Consider the following 17,426-nt stretch of genomic DNA (forward strand, 5'->3'; position numbering starts at 1 on the left):
AATACCCGTCCGGACGCGGCGGGAAGAAAAAGGTCTGCCATGAAAAAGATTGACGCAATTATCAAGCCGTTCAAACTGGATGACGTGCGCGAAGCGCTGGCGGAAGTCGGCATCACCGGGATGACGGTAACCGAAGTGAAGGGCTTTGGCCGCCAGAAGGGCCATACCGAGCTGTACCGCGGCGCCGAGTACATGGTCGATTTTCTGCCGAAGGTGAAAATTGAGATCGTGGTAGCGGACGACATCGTCGACACCTGCGTCGACACCATCATGAACACCGCGCAGACCGGCAAAATCGGCGACGGTAAAATCTTCGTCTTCGACGTGGCGCGCGTGGTGCGCATTCGTACCGGTGAGGAAGACGAAGAGGCGATCTGATCGCTGAATCTCGCCAGTGCGTCAGCCCGGGTCACCGGGCTGGATTTGCCGGTTGCCTGATTAGCAAGCCGTTGCTGACCACTCTCTGTTGTATCCTCTCAGACTCCAGACTCCAGACTCCAGACTCCAGACTCCAGACTCCAGACTCCAGACTCCAGACTCCAGACTCCAGACTCCAGACTCCAGACTCCAGACTCCAGACTCCAGACTCCAGACTCCAGACTCCAGATTCCACTTCACCCACCGAAGCTGATTTCACGCGGCTGAGCTGAGTTTCCGCTCATTTTCTGGCGTGATGACTGTTTTTTCAGCGGCAGGCCGCACCCGGCGGATAAGAAAACCGCATCCCGCAGATGAATAAAAATCCGTAAATCAGGGGTTGCAAAAAGCGTAACTAACCCTTGCCAGTACTGGAGCCAATCGTTTGCGTAAAAAGGCAGTTTTGATGCTATTCAACGGGTGGGTAAACAGTTTACACTGTTGCCCATCACCCCTCAGGGGGTCATTTCTTATTTAAAGTCAGTTGAGTCAGGAGATGCAGATGTTAAAGCGTGAAATGAACATTGCCGATTACGACGCCGAGTTATGGCAGGCGATGGAGCAGGAGAAAGTGCGTCAGGAAGAGCACATCGAGCTGATTGCTTCAGAAAACTACACCAGCCCACGCGTGATGCAGGCTCAGGGCTCTCAGCTGACCAATAAATATGCCGAAGGTTACCCGGGCAAGCGCTACTACGGTGGCTGTGAGTACGTGGATATCGTAGAGCAGCTGGCTATCGACCGTGCCAAAGAGCTGTTCGGTGCCGACTACGCTAACGTGCAGCCGCACTCCGGTTCTCAGGCTAACTTCGCGGTGTACACCGCGCTGCTGCAGCCGGGCGACACCATTCTGGGTATGAACCTGGCGCACGGTGGTCACCTGACCCACGGTTCCCCGGTTAACCTGTCCGGTAAACTGTATAAGGTCATTCCTTACGGCATCGATGAAACCGGTCAGATCGACTACAACGAACTGGCCGAGCTGGCGAAACAGCACCAGCCGAAAATGATCGTTGGCGGTTTCTCTGCTTATTCCGGCGTGTGCGACTGGGCCAAAATGCGTGAAATCGCAGATTCGGTCGGCGCTTACCTGTTTGTGGATATGGCACACGTAGCGGGCCTGATCGCCGCAGACGTCTACCCGAACCCGGTTCCGCATGCCCATATCGTCACCTCTACCACCCACAAAACCCTGGCAGGTCCGCGCGGCGGCATCATCCTGGCGAAAGGCGGTGACGAAGATTTCTACAAAAAGCTGAACTCAGCCGTCTTCCCTGGCGGCCAGGGCGGCCCGCTGATGCACGTAATCGCTGGTAAAGCGGTGGCGTTCAAAGAAGCGATGGAGCCGGAGTTCAAAACCTACCAGCAGCAGGTGGCAAAAAACGCCAAAGCGATGGTTGAGGTGTTCCTGTCCCGTGGTTACAACGTGGTATCCGGCGGCACGCATAACCACCTGTTCCTGCTGGACCTGGTGGACAAGAACCTGACCGGTAAAGAAGCTGACGCCGCCCTGGGCCGCGCCAACATCACCGTCAACAAAAACAGCGTGCCTAACGATCCGAAGAGCCCGTTTGTCACCTCCGGTATCCGCATCGGTTCTCCTGCGGTGACCCGTCGCGGCTTCAAAGAAGCTGAAGTGCGTGAACTGGCTGGCTGGATCAGCGATATTCTCGACAATATCAACGATGAAGCGGTCAGCGAGCGCGTCAAGAAGCAGGTGCTGGAAATCTGCGCACGCTTCCCGGTTTACGCGTAAGTGAGATAACCCACCGGCCGGCCGCATAAGGCCTCCGGTGAGGCAGGGCGGTTCCGTTATGGAAGCTGCCCCACAGATAGCGGGACACGTCAGTGTCCCGCTATTTTTTTATCCGCCGCCAGCGTGTAGAGTAGCCGCACTTTGTCGGAGGGAAAATGACGATACGATCCACCTACTGGCTCGGGCTGAGCTACTTCACCTATTTCTTCGCCTATGGGGTTTACCTGCCGTTCTGGGCGGTGTGGCTGAAAGGCCGCGGCCTGTCGCCGGAGCAGATTGGCCTGCTGCTGGGCAGCGGCCTGGTGGCCCGCTTCGCCGGCAGCCTGCTGATTGCCTCCCGCGTTAACGATCCGGCGAAGCTGGTCGGCGCGCTGCGCCTGCTGGCGGTATTAACGCTGCTGTTTGCCGCCGGCTTCTGGCTCGGCAGCCAGTGGCTGTGGCTGCTGCTGGTGATGATCGGCTTTAACCTGTTCTTTTCGCCGCTGGTGCCGCTCAGCGATGCGCTGGCCGCCACCTGGCAGCGGCAGATCGCGCTGCCTTACGGGCCGGTGCGGCTGTGGGGATCGCTGGCGTTTGTGATCAGCTCGGCGCTGACCGGGGTGCTGGTCAGCCACTTCTCGTACCATGCGATTCTGGTGCTGCTCTGTGCCGGCAGCGGGGCGATGATCCTCGGCATGCTGCTGCAGCCGGCGGTGATGCCGCAGGGCGAGGCGAAGCAGGGCGGCCCGGCGGGGCAGACCCGCTGGGCGGCGCTGCTGACGGAGAGCGCCGTCTGGCGCTTTATGCTGTGCGTGACGCTGATGCAGGGGGCGCACGCCGCCTATTACGGCTTCAGCGCAATCTGGTGGCAGGAGGCGGGCTACCCGGCCAGCGTGGTTGGCTATCTGTGGTCGCTGGGGGTGGTGGCGGAGATCGTGATTTTCGCCGCCAGCCATCGCCTGTTCCGCCGCTGGTCGGCGCGCGATCTGCTGCTGCTGTCGGCGGTAAGCGGCATCGTACGCTGGAGCATTATGGCCAGCACCACCGATCTCGGCTGGCTGATCGCGGCGCAGATCCTGCACTGCGGCAGCTTCACCGTCTGCCACCTGGCAGCGATGCGCTTTATCGCCGCCCGGCAGGGGGCGGAGGTGATCCGCCTGCAGTCGCTCTATTCGGCGCTGGCAATGGGCGGCGGGATCGCGCTGATGACCATGGTCTGCGGCGTGCTGTTCCAGCACCTGCAGGCGGGCATGTTCTGGGTGATGGCGCTGCTGGTCGTGCCGGCGCTGTTTCTGCGGCCGAAGGTGGCCTAGCCCCGTCAGGACTCCAGCAGCGCGCGGATGCTAAGCTGCTGGTGTTCGCCCAGCGGCAGCTCGGCGTGGATCAGCGGCGGTGAGTAGAGCGGCAGCGGCGTGGCATAGGGGGTGATCACCAGCGCGATGCCTTTTGGCGCGCTGCTGCGCTGAAAGTCGACGACGTCCAGATAGCGGATAGCGATTGGCAGCAGGGTCAGCTCGCGCAGCTGGCGCTCGATCTGCTGCTCCAGCTGCGGGTTGTCGCCGGTCAGCAGCAGCACCTGCTTCTCCTGTAATGCGCCGTCCTGCATCAGCCAGGCACCAAATATCACCGCCACCAGCCCCAGCTCCTCCGACGAAAACTGCAACCCGTACTGCTGTTCCACGCCGGCCAGCGCCGCACGGGTGGTACGCATCAGGCGCGGATAGTGGCTGGCGATATCTTCCGTCAGGTCGCCGTCGATGCCGATGCCGAACAGGCCGCGCTCCAGCGCCTGCGCCAGGTGGCTGTAGAGTTTTTCGCTCAGCCCCGCCGGATGGTGAAAACGCATGCCGGCCAGTTGTTCAAAGTTCGCGATCAACTGCTCCACCGCCGCGTGCAGCTGCCGTTCGTGATCCCCCAGCAGCGCGGCCGCGCTGGGCATATGCAGCTGGCTGAACAGCAGCGCCAGCTGTGCGGCGTCCGACTCTCCCGTTGCCTGCCAGCCGCGTTTTTGCCAGCAGGCGACGATCTGCAGCGCCAGGGTATACTCGTTTTTCGCCGCCAGCCACCGCTGCTGCGCCGGGGTTAACTGCAGCGGGCTGCGGTGCACCAGCGCGTACTGCAGGTACAGCAGCATCAGCTGGCCGTCACGCTCGCTAAACTGGCGGGTCAGCGTTTTCGCCGCGTGGGCGATCAGCGCACCCAGGTTACGTTCGTCGTACAGCGCCTTGTCCGGCAGACCGCTCAGCAGATGCTGCCTTAACTGCTGCGCAAACCAGCCCTGCACAAAGTCCGGTGACAGGCGCAGCGCGCGGCGCAGCCCGTGCAACAGGCATAAGCGCTGGTCGAGCGGCGTGCCGCTCAGCGCCAGCTGGCCCTCGGCATTCTCTGCGATAGCAAGGCGGTGATAACGCTGGATTTCCTGCGCCACCTCCGCTATATCTTGCCGGGCCAGCGCGTCATCGCCGCCGTTATTCCGGCAGACGGACGCCAGCGTGACCGGAAGGCCAGGCAGGCACAGCATCAGGATCAGCTGACTGCGGCGCTGCGGGCTCGACAGGATAGCGGCGGCGGGGTGCCATTCACTCATCATCGGCGCTCCCTGAAATTAACTATTCCTCTAAGAATAGCGTTAGCGCGCGCATCCGGCCGGAACTGGCGGAGTTTATTCAGCGCTTTTCAAGTCAGGTCACAAAAAAGAGTCGAAAACCGTCGAGAGGTTGATATTGTTACATTATAACAGTTACATTAAGCGGCTGGCGCTGACCACGGTACTGCTGTCGCCGCTGGCCTGGTCGCATCCGCACAGCTTTATCGATATGCAGACCACGCTGGTCCACCAGGGAGACAACCTGACCGGGCTGAAAATGCGCTGGGTGATGGATGAAATCACCTCAGCCGACCTGCTGTACGACGCCGGTGAGGCGAAACCCGGTTCTGAAGTGTGGAAAAAACTGGCGGCGGAGGTCATGGCCAACGTGCTCGGCCAGCACTACTTCAGCGAGTTTTATCAGCAGAAGCAGCCGGTGAAGTTCGACAACCTGCCGCCGGAGTACCATCTGTCGCGCCAGGGGCACCAGGCGGTGCTGGAGTTTATTCTACCGCTGGCCCACCCGCAGCCGCTGCGCGGCCAGCGCTACACCTTTACCACCTTTGACCCGACCTACTTTGTGGATATGTATTACGACTCTGAAAAATCGCTGACCGTCCCCGCCGATCTGCCGCAGTGCAGCCTGGCGCTGCACACCCCTAAACCGGATGCCTCAATGCAGGCGTATGCCCTGTCACTGGATAAAGCCGATGCCCCGGCGGAAGAGATGGATCTCGGCCGCCAGTTTGCCCAGACGGTGACGCTGACATGTCAGTGATGCCGGTTACGGCACCGCGCTGGCGGCAGGCCTGGCCGCTGTGGCTGCTGGTGATACTCTTCGCCGGGGGGGCGCTGTTCGCCTGGCAGGCGTGGCCGCAGATCCTGCTGCAAAGCGTGCTGTGGCAGAAGGCGCTGCACCAGCAGATGACCGCGCTGCTGCAGCAGGTCGCCGCCAACCCGCATCAGGCCGGGCTGACGCTGATGGGCTTCAGCCTGCTGTACGGCGTGCTGCATGCGCTCGGCCCCGGGCACGGTAAAGTGGTGATCGCCACCTTTCTCGCCACCCATCCCACCCGCATCAAAACCAGCCTGCAGCTGACGCTGGCCGCCGCCATCGTGCAGGGCGGGGTGGCGATTGCGCTGGTTACGGTGATGCTGGTGGCGTTGCAGCTCTCCTCCCGGCAGCTGCACCTCAGCAGCTGGTGGCTGGAGAAAAGCAGCTATCTGCTGGTGGCCGCGCTGGGCGTCTGGCTGTGCTGGCGTGCGCTGGGCCGGCTGCGGCTGGCGCTGCGGCCCGTTGACGAAGGGGCCGCTGGCGCACTGGCTGAGGTCGTCCCGGTGGGCAACGCATCTGTTAATGCCATTCCGACGTCCGGCAGGCCTGCTGATGGCACACCGCAGGTGAATGAACCTGCTGCTGTCCTTGCCAGGCCTGAGCCGATGGCGGCTGCGGGGCAGGCGGTAGGGATCGCCGCCGTTGCTGCTGTGTCGACCGGCAGGTCGCAGAACGGAAAGATCACCTCAGCCACGCTGCTACAGCGCGCAGGAAACGCAGAGCCAACGGCTAATGGCGCCAGGGCGCTGCCTGGCCATCAGCATTCAGCCCACTGCGGCTGCGGCCATCAGCATCTGCCGGACGCGCGGCAGCTGGCCGCCGCCGTGGGCTGGAAAACGAAGCTGATGGTGGTGCTGTCAATGGGGCTGCGGCCCTGCTCGGGCGCGATCATGATGCTGCTGTTCTCGAAGGTGATCGGCGTGTATCTGTGGGGCGTACTCTCGGCGCTGGTGATGGCGGCGGGTACCGCGCTGACCGTCTCGGCAATGGCGCTGCTGGTGCAGGTGTCGCGGGTGCTGGCGCTGCGCCTCAGCCGTAACCGGCCGGCGGCGGCCTGGCATCAGGTGGCGTTAAGCTGCCTGGCGCTAAGCGGCGGAATACTGCTGGTGGCGATCGGGGTGATGCTGTGGCTCAGCGCCCAGCCGGCGATCTCAGGCGGCATTCGTCCGCTGTTTCGCTGAAAAACAGGGTATCAGAGTGAGGAGGCAGGTCAGGATTGACTCAGAGGGGGTAGGGCTGAAGGGGCCTGGCATCAACTCGCAACCAGAGTAGCGTCGCAGCGCGGGAAGGTTTCTCCACGCTGCGACGCCCGGCCGGCTTAGCGCTTCAGCGCTTCGCTCAGTTCGTCACGCATGGCGGCGAGCAGGGATTTCACCACGCGCGGGTTACCGGCGACGATGTTACCGGAATGCATATAACCGTGTGCACCAACGAAGTCGGTCACCAGGCCGCCGGCTTCACGCACCAGCAGTTCACCTGCCGCGAAATCCCACGGCTTCAGGCCGATTTCAAAGTAACCATCGACGCGGCCGGCGGCCACATAGGCCAGATCCAGCGCGGCAGAGCCGGTGCGGCGGAAGTCCGCGCACTGGGTGAACAGTTTACCGACGATGTTGATGTACGGTGTGGCGTGCTGCTTCAGTTTGAACGGGAAGCCGGTGGCCAGAATGGTGCCATCCAGGTCGCGGGCGGTGCCGCCGCGCAGACGGTAGCCGTTCAGCTGTGCACCCTGGCCGCGTACGGCGCTGTACAGTTCATTACGCATTGGATCGTAAACCACCGCCACTTCGGTGCGGCCTTTGATGCGCACGGCGATAGAAACAGAGAAGTGAGGCAGGCGTTTGATGAAGTTGGTGGTGCCATCCAGAGGGTCGATAATCCACTGCACATCCTGGTCTTCACCGGCTAACTCACCACTCTCTTCGGTAATGATGGTGTGTTTTGGGTATGACTTGCGAATCACCTCAATAATCTGGCGTTCGGCTTCGCGATCAACATTAGTAACAAAGTCGTTGCTGCCTTTCTGGCTGGCTTCGACTGCGTCCGGGGTTTCATAGTTCTTGGCAATTACGTTACCGGCCTTGCGCGCAGCGCGCACGGCGATGTTGAGCATCGGATGCATGTATCGTCTCACTGGATGTTAAAGAACATTTTGACCGGCACATCTGGTGCTGCCACTGCGTTGGCTGCGTTTACTCACCCGAGTCGCTTACTGGAGTAAGCTCACGGGATTCGCGCTCTTGCCGCCTTGTTGCAGCATCAGCTGTTTGGTCAAAATTTGCGATTTGATTATAAAGCGGCGCGTAGTATAGCAGGACAAAAAAGAAAAAGTCCCGGAAATATGTTAGCATCGCCAAATTATTCCTCAACCTGACTCTCTCATGCTGCAAAATATCCGAATCGTACTGGTAGAAACCTCCCACACCGGCAACATGGGTTCCGTCGCGCGCGCGATGAAAACCATGGGCTTAACCAACCTTTACCTCGTCAACCCGCTGGTGAAACCGGACTCGCAGGCGATCGCGCTGGCCGCCGGTGCCAGCGACGTGATCGGCGACGCGAAAATTGTCGATACGCTGGATGACGCCATCGCCGGCTGTTCGCTGGTGGTCGGCACCAGCGCCCGCTCGCGTTCGCTGCCGTGGCCGATGCTCGACCCGCGCGAATGCGGACTGAAAAGCGTGGCAGAGGGGCAGCAGGCGCCGGTGGCGCTGGTGTTTGGCCGCGAACGTACCGGGCTGACCAACGACGAACTGCAGAAGTGCCACTACCACGTAGCGATCGCCGCTAACCCGGAGTACAGCTCGCTGAACCTGGCGATGGCGGTGCAGATTATCGCCTATGAAGTGCGCATGGCGTGGCTGCAGGCGCAGGAAGGCGAGCAGGTGGCGGCGGCAGAAGAATCCCCGTACCCGCTGGTTGATGACCTGGAGCGTTTCTACCAGCATATGGAGAAGATGATGCTGGCCAGCGGCTTTATCCGCGAAAACGCGCCTGGCCAGGTAATGAGCAAAATGCGTCGCCTGTTTACCCGCGCGCGTCCGGAGCGTGACGAGCTGGCGATTCTGCGCGGCATGCTCTCCTCGCTGGAAAAACGCCAGGGCGAGTAGGGGTATCGGGCCTAAAAACGGCGGATAATAGTTGAGTGGATTACCAGGTTAAATAGTTGAGTGTTTTAGTCAGATAAATACTTGACTGTTTTACTCGGGAATGTAAAACTTCGACCATCTTTTGAGAACATCCCTACCGGATTACCACTGAGGTTGATACACCATGAGACTGACATCCAAAGGCCGTTACGCTGTTACCGCTATGCTTGATGTTGCACTGCACTCTCACCAGGGGCCGGTGCCGTTAGCGGATATCTCAGAGCGTCAGGGTATCTCCCTCTCTTACCTGGAGCAGCTGTTCTCCCGCCTGCGTAAGAACGGTCTGGTGGCCAGCGTTCGTGGTCCGGGCGGTGGTTATCTGCTGGGTAAAGACTCTGACGCGATTGCGGTCGGCGCGGTGATCACCGCCGTTGATGAATCGGTTGACGCCACCAAGTGCCAGGGTAAAGAAGGCTGCCAGGGCGGCGAAAAGTGCCTGACCCACGTGCTGTGGCGCGATCTGAGCGAGCGCATCAGCGACTTCCTCAACAACATTACGCTGGCTGAGCTGGTTAACAACCAGGAGATCCTGGAAGTGGCCGACCGTCAGAACAGCAACGAAATCCGTCGCGTGCCAAACGGCCGCATTCAGGATACGATTGATATTCGCCTGCGCGCCTGATCGCAGTCCGGGCGGGGTGCTCCCGCCCCCGGAATGACCCTTTACCGCTGACACTTTGGCCCGCTGGCCGGGGTGATAACGGTGAAGGGTTTTGGTTTTTACCGCCAGGTAAGCCACGCCGGGGTTCAGCCGCTGAACCGGTCACCGACTTCGCCGTGCAGGTATGAACCCATGTACGGAGCTTTCCCGCAATGAAATTACCGATCTACCTCGATTACTCCGCCACTACCCCGGCCGATCCGCGCGTTGCCGCAAAAATGATGCAGTGCCTGACCCAGGACGGGACTTTTGGTAACCCGGCCTCGCGCTCGCACCGTTACGGCTGGCAGGCGGAAGAGGCGGTGGACGTGGCGCGTAACCAGGTTGCTGAACTGGTGGGAGCCGATCCGCGCGAAATCGTTTTTACCTCCGGTGCCACCGAAGCCAATAACCTGGCGATCAAGGGCGCAGCCACCGCCAATCCTGAGAAAGGCCGCCACATCGTTACCTGTACCACCGAGCACAAGGCGGTGCTGGACACCTGCGCGCAGCTGGAGCAGCAGGGGTTCAGCGTCACTTATCTGAACCCAAACGCCAGCGGCCTGCTGACGCTGGAGCAGGTTAAAGACGCGCTGCGCGACGACACCGTGCTGGTGTCGATCATGCACGTCAACAACGAAATCGGCGTGGTGCAGGATATTGCCGCCATCGGCGAGATGTGCCGCGCCCGCGGCATCCTGTTCCACGTCGATGCCACCCAGAGCGTCGGCAAGCTGCCTGTCGACCTCGGCGCACTGCCGGTCGATTTGATGTCCTTCTCGGCGCACAAGCTGTATGGCCCGAAAGGCATCGGCGCACTTTACGTCAGCCGTAAACCGCGGGTGCTGCTGGACGCGCAGATCCACGGCGGTGGCCACGAGCGCGGCATGCGCTCCGGTACCCTGCCGGTGCACCAGATCGTCGGTATGGGCGAAGCCTACCGTATTGCCCGCGAAGAGATGCAGGTAGAAATGGCGCGGCTGGGCACGCTGCGCAGCCGCCTGTGGCAGGGGCTGAACCAGCTCGACCAGGTATTTGTCAACGGCCAGCTGGAGGGCGGATCGCCGGCCATTCTCAACGTCAGCTTCGGCTACGTCGACGGTGAGTCGCTGATTATGATGCTGAAGGATCTGGCGGTCTCGACCGGGTCGGCCTGCACCTCGGCCAGTATGGAGCCCTCTTACGTGCTGCGGGCGATCGGCCTCAGCGACGCGCTGGCGCACAGCTCGATCCGCTTCTCCCTTGGGCGTTTCACGACTGAAGAAGAGATCGACTACAGCATTGCGCTGGTGTGTAAATCAGTCTCCCGACTGCGGGAGCTGTCAGCGGAATGGCAGGCGTTTCAGGCCGAACGGCAGCGCACCCCGACCCTGTAACGGTGGTTGACCCCAACGGGCGGCAAATATGCCGCCCGTTTTTTTACGGTGAAAGCGGCTGAACGCATCCACCGAAAACATTCCCCGCCGTTTTCTGATAGTCTGATGTAAAACAACAAACAACTAATGTGAACCGTCGGCCCTGAACAGCGCCGGCGCGCACGATAAAACCGATCAAGGAGCCTGTGATGACCACCCCTGTGATGACCCTTACCCTGTCCACGGCCAAGGCCGACCCGCGCTGGGGCGAAAAAGCGATCCTCAGCAGCAACGACAGCGGGATCACCCTTCATACCCACGGCGGCGACGTGCTGGCCACTATCCAGCGCGCGGCGCGTAAAATCGACGGCCAGGGCATCCGCCACGTCAGCCTGAGCGGCGACGGCTGGGATCTGGAGAGCTGCTGGGCCTTCTGGCAGGGCTTTCGTGGCCCGAAAGGCGAACGTCAGGTGACGTGGCCGACGCTGGCCGACGCCGATCGCCAGGAGCTGGAAAATCGGCTGAAAATTATCGACTGGGTGCGCGACACCATCAACCTGCCGGCGGAAGATCTTGGCCCGGAGCAGCTGGCGACCCGCGCGGTCGATCTGCTGTGCGAAGTGACCTGTGATGGCGTTAACTACCGCATCATCAAGGGTGACGATCTGCGCCACCAGAACTACAGCGGCCTGCACACCGTCGGCCGTGGCTCTACCCGCAGCCCGGTGCTGCTGACGCTGGACTACAATCCGGGCGGCAACGACGACACCCCGGTTTACGCCTGCCTGGTCGGCAAAGGCATCACCTTTGATACCGGCGGCTACAGCCTGAAGCAGAGCGGCTTTATGGACTCGATGAAGTCCGATATGGGCGGTGCCGCCACCCTGACCGGCGCGCTGGCGCTGGCGATCGTGCGTGGCCTCAACAAGCGCGTGAAGCTGATTCTGTGCTGTGCCGACAATATGGTCAGCGGTAACGCCTTCCGCCTCGGCGACATCATTCGCTACCGCAACGGCAAAAGTGTCGAAGTGATGAACACCGACGCCGAAGGGCGGCTGGTGCTGGCCGATGGCCTGATCGACGCCAGCGCATTAAAGCCGGAGCTGATTATTGACGCGGCTACCCTGACCGGCGCGGCGAAGACCGCGCTGGGCAACGACTATCACGCGCTGTTCAGCTTCGACGATGCGCTGGCGCAGCAGCTGCTGACCGCCGCCGCCGGTGAAAACGAAGCCTTCTGGCGCCTGCCGCTGGCCGAGTTCCACCGCAGCCAGCTGCCGTCTAATTTCGCCGACCTGAACAACATCGCCAGCCCGGCGCACTCGGCCGGTGCCAGCACCGCCGCCGCTTTCCTGTCGCATTTCGTCAGCGACTACAAAAAAGGCTGGCTGCACATCGACTGCTCGGCTACCTACCGCAAGGGTGCGGTGGACCAGTGGGCGGCCGGTGCCACCGGTTTGGGCGTGCGCACCGTTGCTAACCTGCTGCTGGCGAAGGCGTAATCACCCGTGGAAATTAACCAACTCAATACCCGCCTGGAAGAGGTGTTAACCCTGGCAGCCACCGAGCCGGCGCACCGCCCGGAGTTTTTTGCGCTGCTGTTAGAGGCCAGTGCGATCGTGCCGGGCGAAAGCATCAGCGAGCAGCACGGCAACCAGCCCGCGCAGGTCGACCTGCTGCACTGGGAAAAAGAGGACGGCAGCCGCGTCATCCCGTTCTTCACCTCGCCGCAGGCGATGGAGCAGGCGATCGAAGGCGAACAGGCCTACCTGGTGATGCCGGTGCGCCAGCTGTTTGAAATGACCCTCGGCCAGGCGCTGTTCCTCAACCCGAAGCTGCCGAGCGGCAAGGAGTTCTCCGCGCGTGAGATCGCCCACCTGCTCGGCGAAGAGGGCAACGCGCTGAGCGAAAAAACGGTGCTGGAGGGCGGCAGCGCGCTGCTGCTGTCCGAGATCGCCGAACTGCCGGCGCAGATGGTCGACTCGCTGACCCAGCTGTTTGCCAAACACAAGTCGGTGCGCCGCGCCTGGATGGCGCATATCAAAGAAGCCGCCGGCCAGCCGGCCAACCTGCTGATCGGCATTGAGGCCGACGGCGACGTTGAGGCGATCATCCAGGCGACCGGCAGCGTCGCGACGGATACGCTGCTGGAGGATGAACCGGTAGATATCTGCCACGTGGTGGAGGGCGAAAAGGGCATCAGCCACTTCTTTATCGCCCATATCACCCCGTTCTACGAGCGCCGCTGGGGCAGCTTCCTGCGCGACTTCAAGGTGAAGAATATCGACTAAGCGCGTGAGTTCGCGGAGAGTTGTCATGTAAAACCGGCTGCCGCCGGTTTTTTTGTTTTTATTCTGCCCGTTTTTTCCCCTCGCGTGACCTCTGTAGTGAGCTTTCAGACAATACACTCAGGGAAACCCGTTATGGCCATAAAAAACAAGGGCGGCGCGCGGCGCACGTCCCATTCAGCCAGCGCATCGCAACACCTCCGCTCATCCGCTAAAAAACGCGCGGCCGTCTGGCCTGGCATTGCCCTGACGGGCGTGCTGGCCTCGGCAATGGTGCCGGGTGCACTGGCCGCAGCGGCGGCCGCACAGCAGCCTGGCGCACGCGCTTACCAGATCCCCGCCGGTGAACTCGCGTCAGCGCTGCGCAGCGTCGCCGGCCAGGCCGGTGTGATGATCATTTTCACGCCGGGGCAGGCCGAAGGTAAAACGACCCCGGGCTTGCACGGCAACTACAGCGTTGACCAGGCGTTCAGTACCCTGCTGGCGGGCAGCGGTCTGCAGGCCGAAGCGACCGCCGGCGGTTACCGGCTGATCGGCGTTTCCCCGGCCACCGCCCCGGCAGACGCGGTGATGGCCATTCCGGAGCTGTCGGTGGTGGCCGGCCTGTCCGACAGCACCGCCGCCGGGCGTTCCACGCTCGATCAGCAGGATATCGACCGCGTGCAGGCCGACAACGTCGCCGCGCTGCTCGACAAACTGCCGGGCGTTTCGATGGCCGGTTCGCCGCGCCCGGGCGGGCAGAGCCTGAATATCTGGGGCATGGGCGATATGGAGGACGTCAGGGTGGTGCTGGACGGCGCGCCAAAGGGCTTCGAAAAGTATCGTCAGGGCTCGGTGTTTATCGAACCGGAGCTGTTAAAGCGCGTCAGCGTTGATAAGGGCCCGCACAATATTCAGAACGGCAACGGTGGTTTTGGCGGCACCATCACTATGGAAACCAAAGACGCGGGCGACATGCTGCGGCCGGGGGAAGATCTTGGTGGCCTGGTGAAGTACAGCTACCACACCAACGACCGCCAGGGCATTTACAGCGGCGCGCTGTATGGCCGCACGGAAGAGGGGTTTGCCGACGGGCTGATCTACGCCAGCAGGCGTGACGGCGGCAGCATTAAGCGCCCGGACGGCACGCGCTTTGCTTATTCCAGCAGCGATCAGGCCTCATACCTGCTCAAGACCAACCTCTACCTGACCGACTCGCAGACCTTAACCCTGTCTGCGATGCGTTCAGAATCGGACGGCTGGCAGCCGTTTGCCGCCAAGCGTGATGATATCGCCGCGCCGAGTCAGGCCAATATTGACCGCTACGGCTACGACGAAGCCTGGCGGCGAATTCTGGTCTACCGCGACCAGAAAGACAGCAACTACACGGCAAAATGGAACCTGATGCCGGAATCGCAGCCGCTGGTCAACCTGACCATTGCGCTGGCGTATTCGAAAACCGAGCAGCACGATAAGCGGCCGGACTCCGCCTCGCAGTCGAGCTATCTCGGCACCCTGGGTAACGAGAGCTGGGTCAGTTATACCGATCGTCAGCTGGATATCAGTAATGAAAGCCTGTTCAGCAGCGGCCCGCTGGAACACAAATTGCTGCTGGGCGCACAGGTGCACAAACACCACCGCGATACGCTGATGTACTACCCGACCGGAGCCGGTAACGCCAGCTACAACTACGGGTACTTCCAGCCGTACTATATGCCGGCCGGCGAACAGGAGACCCGCAGCGTTTACCTGCAGGATGCGGTGAGCTGGGGTGACCTGACCATTACCCCGGGTGTCCGCTACGACCACGTCACCAATACCGGTCGGCCGAACTCTGCACCACGCTACAACGACAGCGCGCCACTGGCAGGGCATGACTACAGCAGCGTCACCTATACCGGCTGGTCGCCGCACCTCGGCGCCATCTGGAAAGCGACGAAGAATGTCTCACTGTTTGCTGACCTCAGCCGCACCTGGCGCGCGCCGGTGATTGACGAGCAGTATGAGGTGCAGTCCGCCGCGTCCAGCGTGCCGGGTACCAGCCGTAACCTGCAGGTGGAGCGCATCGACGGCGTCCGGCTGGGGGCGGTGCTGGACTTTAACGACGTACTGACCCAACAGGACAGCCTGCAGATCCGCACCACGCTGTTCCGCAATCGCGGCAAGAACGAAATTTTCTATCGCCGTGGCGTGCTGTGTGGCGAGGCCAGCCAGGGCGGCAGCTGCGGGCAGCCGCTCTCCAACTACCGCAACCTGCCGGGTTACACGATTGAAGGGGTTGAGGTCGAGTCGTTCTACGACAGCGAGCGGGCGTTTGGCAGCCTGTCGTTCTCCTCCATTCGCGGCAAGCGCGATGCGTCACCGCGTGACCCCTGGGCTAATGAAACCTGGATCGCCGAGATCCCACCGACCACCGCCCACGCGATGCTGGGGATGAAGGTGCCGCAGGCGAATCTGGCCTTCGGCATGACCGCCGACTTTGTGCGTAAACAGGACCGCTCGCCGGCAGACGGCGATCCGATGGCGTCAGTCTGGGCGCTGCCTAAAACGTCCGGCTATGCGCTGTACGGGCTGTTTGCCTCCTGGGAGCCGAACTTCTGGAAAGGTCTGGAAGCCAGAGTCACCGTCGATAACCTGACTAATCACGACTACTACCCGTATCTCGGTGAGTCGGTCTCCGGCGTTGGGCGTAACTTCAAGTTCAGCGTCAGCCAGCGTTTCTGACGCCATCCTGAACAGGGGCCGACTGGCCTTGAACCGCCGCCGGTTACCACAGCGTGACCGGCGGCGTAACGTCACTCCTGTCTGCCCTGAGCCAGAATCCGAACCCGAATCTGCATTTTATCTCCCCCAGTCAATCGTCTTCCGGCGCAGCAATCTGCGTTAAAACCCAGCAACTGCTTGACCCTGAGTAACAGTTTCTAAATAATAATGATTGTTATTTTCACTCTCATTAAGACCAGGTGTTTCCCGATGGCGAGCAAAGAGATCGCGACCTCTCACGGTTTTGCCCAACAGCTTTATATGGAGCATCACGGCTGGCTGTGCCACTGGCTACGTCAGAAGGTCAGCTGTGCGCATCATGCTGAGGATCTGGCGCAGGACACCTTTATCAGCATTCTGGTCAGCCCGCAGCTGCTGGCGATTCGGGAACCCCGACCGTTTTTAGCCACCGTGGCGCGGCGGCTGGTGGCCAACTTCTACCGGCGTAAAAAAATCGAGGAGAGCTACCTGCAGGCGCTCAGCGAGCTGCCGGAGGCCAGCGTACCCTCGCCGGAAGTGCGCCAGCAGACGATTGAGATGCTGGAACAGCTGGACCAGGCGCTGGACGGCCTGCCTGCCCACGTGCGCGAAGCCTTCCTGCTGGCGCACCTGCAGGGGATGCGTTACGGCGATATTGCCGAGCGCCTGCGGGTATCAGCCAGCTCGGTAAAACAGTATCTGCAGCGAGCCAACCTGCACTGCTTCTTTGCGCTGTCAGCATGATCGGTTCCCGTACGCCGTCAGCCGCTGCGGATATCGATCCGCAAAGCGCCCGCGAAGCCGTCGGCTGGCTGACCCAACTGATGTCTGAGGATGCGACTGCCGAAGACAACGTCCACTGGCAGAGCTGGCTGCAGGCCAGCGAACAAAACCAGCGTGCCTGGCAGCATATCGCCACCTTCTCGTCGCGTTTTTCACTGCTGAACGGCAGCGCGGCGCAGCGCAGCCTGTCACATCTGCCCGATCGCGGGCGGCGGCGGTTGCTGCGCAGCCTGGCTGGTTTGGGCGTGGTGGGTGCCTGCGGCATCGGTGCCGGGGCGCTCCCCTGGCGACCGTGGCTGGCCGATTACCGCACGGCGACCGGTGAACAGCGTCAGATAATGCTGGATGACGGCACGCGGCTGCTGCTCAATACACAAACGGCGGTCAGCGTTATGCCGCAACGGCTGACCCTGCTGAGCGGAGAGATGATGGTTACCACCGCGCCGGAGAGCCCGCCGCCAGGGCTGGTGCTGCCGCAGGGTGAACTGGTGGCGCAGGGGCGGTTCAGCGTGCGGTTATGGGATGCCTTCAGCGATATCGCGGTATACCACGGTAAGGTAAACGTTCACTCACCGGCCAGTGCGCAGAGCATTTTGATCCGGGCGGGCTATGGCGGACGGCTTGGCGCGGCGGGTTACGGCGGCGAGCACCGGGTGAGCGCGGAGCCGGGCTGGCAGCAGGGAATGATTCTGGCGGACAGTATGCGGCTGGATGATTTTCTCGCCGAAGTGGGGCGCTACCGGCGCGGCATTATTCGTTGTGATTCGCGGGTCGCCGGGCTGCGCCTGTCGGGGGCGTTTCCGCTAAACGATACCGGGGCGATTATCGCCTCGCTGCCGGGAACCCTGCCGGTGCGGATCGCCTCCGTATCGCCGTACCTGATCATGATTTCATAGTCGCTTCGCTGCCCGACACT

Annotated in this window: 15 protein-coding genes; 13 read left to right on the forward strand and 2 right to left on the reverse strand. The window is 61.7% G+C overall.

Going from position 1 to position 17,426, the window contains the following annotated elements; translation table 11 throughout:
• The first annotated feature begins 39 nt into the window (after positions 1-39).
• The 3 genes from glnB to GKQ23_RS06945 all read left to right on the forward strand — a co-directional run bounded on the left by glnB (position 40) and on the right by GKQ23_RS06945 (position 3,465).
• Entirely contained in the window at positions 40-378 is a 339-nt protein-coding gene (glnB, locus tag GKQ23_RS06935; protein WP_056238873.1) for a nitrogen regulatory protein P-II, read from the forward strand.
• A gap of 541 nt (positions 379-919) precedes the next feature.
• Entirely contained in the window at positions 920-2,173 is a 1,254-nt protein-coding gene (gene glyA, locus GKQ23_RS06940) for a serine hydroxymethyltransferase (protein WP_212410119.1), read from the forward strand.
• Between the two features lie 155 nt (positions 2,174-2,328).
• Complete coding sequence (locus GKQ23_RS06945; protein WP_212410120.1) at positions 2,329-3,465, forward strand: 3-phenylpropionate MFS transporter; 1,137 nt, start codon at positions 2,329-2,331, stop codon at positions 3,463-3,465.
• Between the two features lie 5 nt (positions 3,466-3,470).
• Here the strand turns inward: GKQ23_RS06945 and csiE are convergent, their stop codons facing one another.
• Positions 3,471-4,742, reverse strand: a complete 1,272-nt coding sequence (csiE, locus tag GKQ23_RS06950; protein WP_212410121.1) for a stationary phase inducible protein CsiE — start codon at positions 4,740-4,742, stop codon at positions 3,471-3,473.
• Positions 4,743-4,875: 133 nt separating this feature from the next.
• Here csiE and GKQ23_RS06955 point away from each other — a divergent pair, with 133 nt between their 5' ends.
• Both GKQ23_RS06955 and GKQ23_RS06960 read left to right on the forward strand, forming a co-directional pair.
• Positions 4,876-5,517 (forward strand): DUF1007 family protein, encoded by a 642-nt coding sequence (locus GKQ23_RS06955; RefSeq protein ID WP_212410122.1) that lies wholly within the window; start codon positions 4,876-4,878, stop codon positions 5,515-5,517.
• Positions 5,508-6,755, forward strand: a complete 1,248-nt coding sequence (locus tag GKQ23_RS06960) for a nickel/cobalt transporter (protein WP_212410123.1) — start codon at positions 5,508-5,510, stop codon at positions 6,753-6,755. Before GKQ23_RS06955 ends, GKQ23_RS06960 begins: the two co-directional genes overlap by 10 nt.
• 137 nt (positions 6,756-6,892) lie before the next feature.
• Here GKQ23_RS06960 and suhB read toward each other — a convergent pair whose 3' ends face one another.
• Positions 6,893-7,696 carry an inositol-1-monophosphatase gene (gene suhB / locus GKQ23_RS06965; RefSeq protein WP_056238881.1) on the reverse strand — a complete coding sequence of 268 codons (804 nt, stop codon included), beginning with the start codon at positions 7,694-7,696 and terminating at the stop codon, positions 6,893-6,895.
• A gap of 259 nt (positions 7,697-7,955) precedes the next feature.
• On the opposite strand from suhB, the gene trmJ reads away from it, so the two are divergent.
• The 8 genes from trmJ (at position 7,956) to GKQ23_RS07005 (ending at position 17,406) form a co-directional block, all read left to right on the forward strand.
• Positions 7,956-8,684: a tRNA (cytosine(32)/uridine(32)-2'-O)-methyltransferase TrmJ gene (trmJ, locus tag GKQ23_RS06970; protein WP_101506435.1), complete on the forward strand. Its 729-nt coding sequence runs from the start codon at positions 7,956-7,958 to the stop codon at positions 8,682-8,684.
• A gap of 163 nt (positions 8,685-8,847) precedes the next feature.
• The gene (gene iscR, locus GKQ23_RS06975) at positions 8,848-9,345 is read left to right on the forward strand and encodes a Fe-S cluster assembly transcriptional regulator IscR (RefSeq protein WP_056238886.1); all 498 of its coding nucleotides are present in this window, start codon (positions 8,848-8,850) and stop codon (positions 9,343-9,345) included.
• 191 nt (positions 9,346-9,536) lie between these two features.
• On the forward strand, positions 9,537-10,739 hold the full coding sequence (locus tag GKQ23_RS06980) for an IscS subfamily cysteine desulfurase (protein ID WP_212410124.1): 1,203 nt from the start codon (positions 9,537-9,539) through the stop codon (positions 10,737-10,739).
• 188 nt (positions 10,740-10,927) lie between these two features.
• A complete protein-coding gene (pepB, locus tag GKQ23_RS06985; protein ID WP_212410125.1) occupies positions 10,928-12,220 on the forward strand; it encodes an aminopeptidase PepB in 1,293 nt (430 codons plus the stop codon).
• Positions 12,221-12,232: 12 nt separating this feature from the next.
• A complete protein-coding gene (gene sseB / locus GKQ23_RS06990; RefSeq protein ID WP_212411634.1) occupies positions 12,233-13,009 on the forward strand; it encodes an enhanced serine sensitivity protein SseB in 777 nt (258 codons plus the stop codon).
• A gap of 132 nt (positions 13,010-13,141) precedes the next feature.
• Positions 13,142-15,709 (forward strand): TonB-dependent receptor, encoded by a 2,568-nt coding sequence (locus GKQ23_RS06995; RefSeq protein WP_212410126.1) that lies wholly within the window; start codon positions 13,142-13,144, stop codon positions 15,707-15,709.
• Between the two features lie 249 nt (positions 15,710-15,958).
• A complete protein-coding gene (locus GKQ23_RS07000) occupies positions 15,959-16,471 on the forward strand; it encodes a sigma-70 family RNA polymerase sigma factor (RefSeq protein ID WP_056238896.1) in 513 nt (170 codons plus the stop codon).
• A complete protein-coding gene (locus GKQ23_RS07005) occupies positions 16,468-17,406 on the forward strand; it encodes a FecR domain-containing protein (protein ID WP_212410127.1) in 939 nt (312 codons plus the stop codon). Before GKQ23_RS07000 ends, GKQ23_RS07005 begins: the two co-directional genes overlap by 4 nt.
• The last annotated feature ends 20 nt before the right edge of the window (positions 17,407-17,426 follow it).

The sequence above is a fragment of the Erwinia sp. E602 genome, from assembly GCF_018141005.1.
Lineage (GTDB): Bacteria > Pseudomonadota > Gammaproteobacteria > Enterobacterales > Enterobacteriaceae > Erwinia.

Excerpts from the sequence above, each read along its gene's own strand:
- GKQ23_RS07005 (WP_212410127.1), top strand. The coding sequence starts at position 16,468 with ATGATCGGTTCCCGTACGCCGTCAGCCGCTGCGGATATCGATCCGCAA.
- trmJ (WP_101506435.1), top strand. The coding sequence starts at position 7,956 with ATGCTGCAAAATATCCGAATCGTACTGGTAGAAACCTCCCACACCGGC.
- iscR (WP_056238886.1), top strand. The coding sequence starts at position 8,848 with ATGAGACTGACATCCAAAGGCCGTTACGCTGTTACCGCTATGCTTGAT.
- GKQ23_RS06995 (WP_212410126.1), top strand. The coding sequence starts at position 13,142 with ATGGCCATAAAAAACAAGGGCGGCGCGCGGCGCACGTCCCATTCAGCC.
- GKQ23_RS07000 (WP_056238896.1), top strand. The coding sequence starts at position 15,959 with ATGGCGAGCAAAGAGATCGCGACCTCTCACGGTTTTGCCCAACAGCTT.
- GKQ23_RS06945 (WP_212410120.1), top strand. The coding sequence starts at position 2,329 with ATGACGATACGATCCACCTACTGGCTCGGGCTGAGCTACTTCACCTAT.
- glnB (WP_056238873.1), top strand. The coding sequence starts at position 40 with ATGAAAAAGATTGACGCAATTATCAAGCCGTTCAAACTGGATGACGTG.
- suhB (WP_056238881.1), bottom strand. The coding sequence starts at position 7,696 with ATGCATCCGATGCTCAACATCGCCGTGCGCGCTGCGCGCAAGGCCGGT.
- pepB (WP_212410125.1), top strand. The coding sequence starts at position 10,928 with ATGACCACCCCTGTGATGACCCTTACCCTGTCCACGGCCAAGGCCGAC.
- GKQ23_RS06960 (WP_212410123.1), top strand. The coding sequence starts at position 5,508 with ATGTCAGTGATGCCGGTTACGGCACCGCGCTGGCGGCAGGCCTGGCCG.
- glyA (WP_212410119.1), top strand. The coding sequence starts at position 920 with ATGTTAAAGCGTGAAATGAACATTGCCGATTACGACGCCGAGTTATGG.
- GKQ23_RS06980 (WP_212410124.1), top strand. The coding sequence starts at position 9,537 with ATGAAATTACCGATCTACCTCGATTACTCCGCCACTACCCCGGCCGAT.
- csiE (WP_212410121.1), bottom strand. The coding sequence starts at position 4,742 with ATGATGAGTGAATGGCACCCCGCCGCCGCTATCCTGTCGAGCCCGCAG.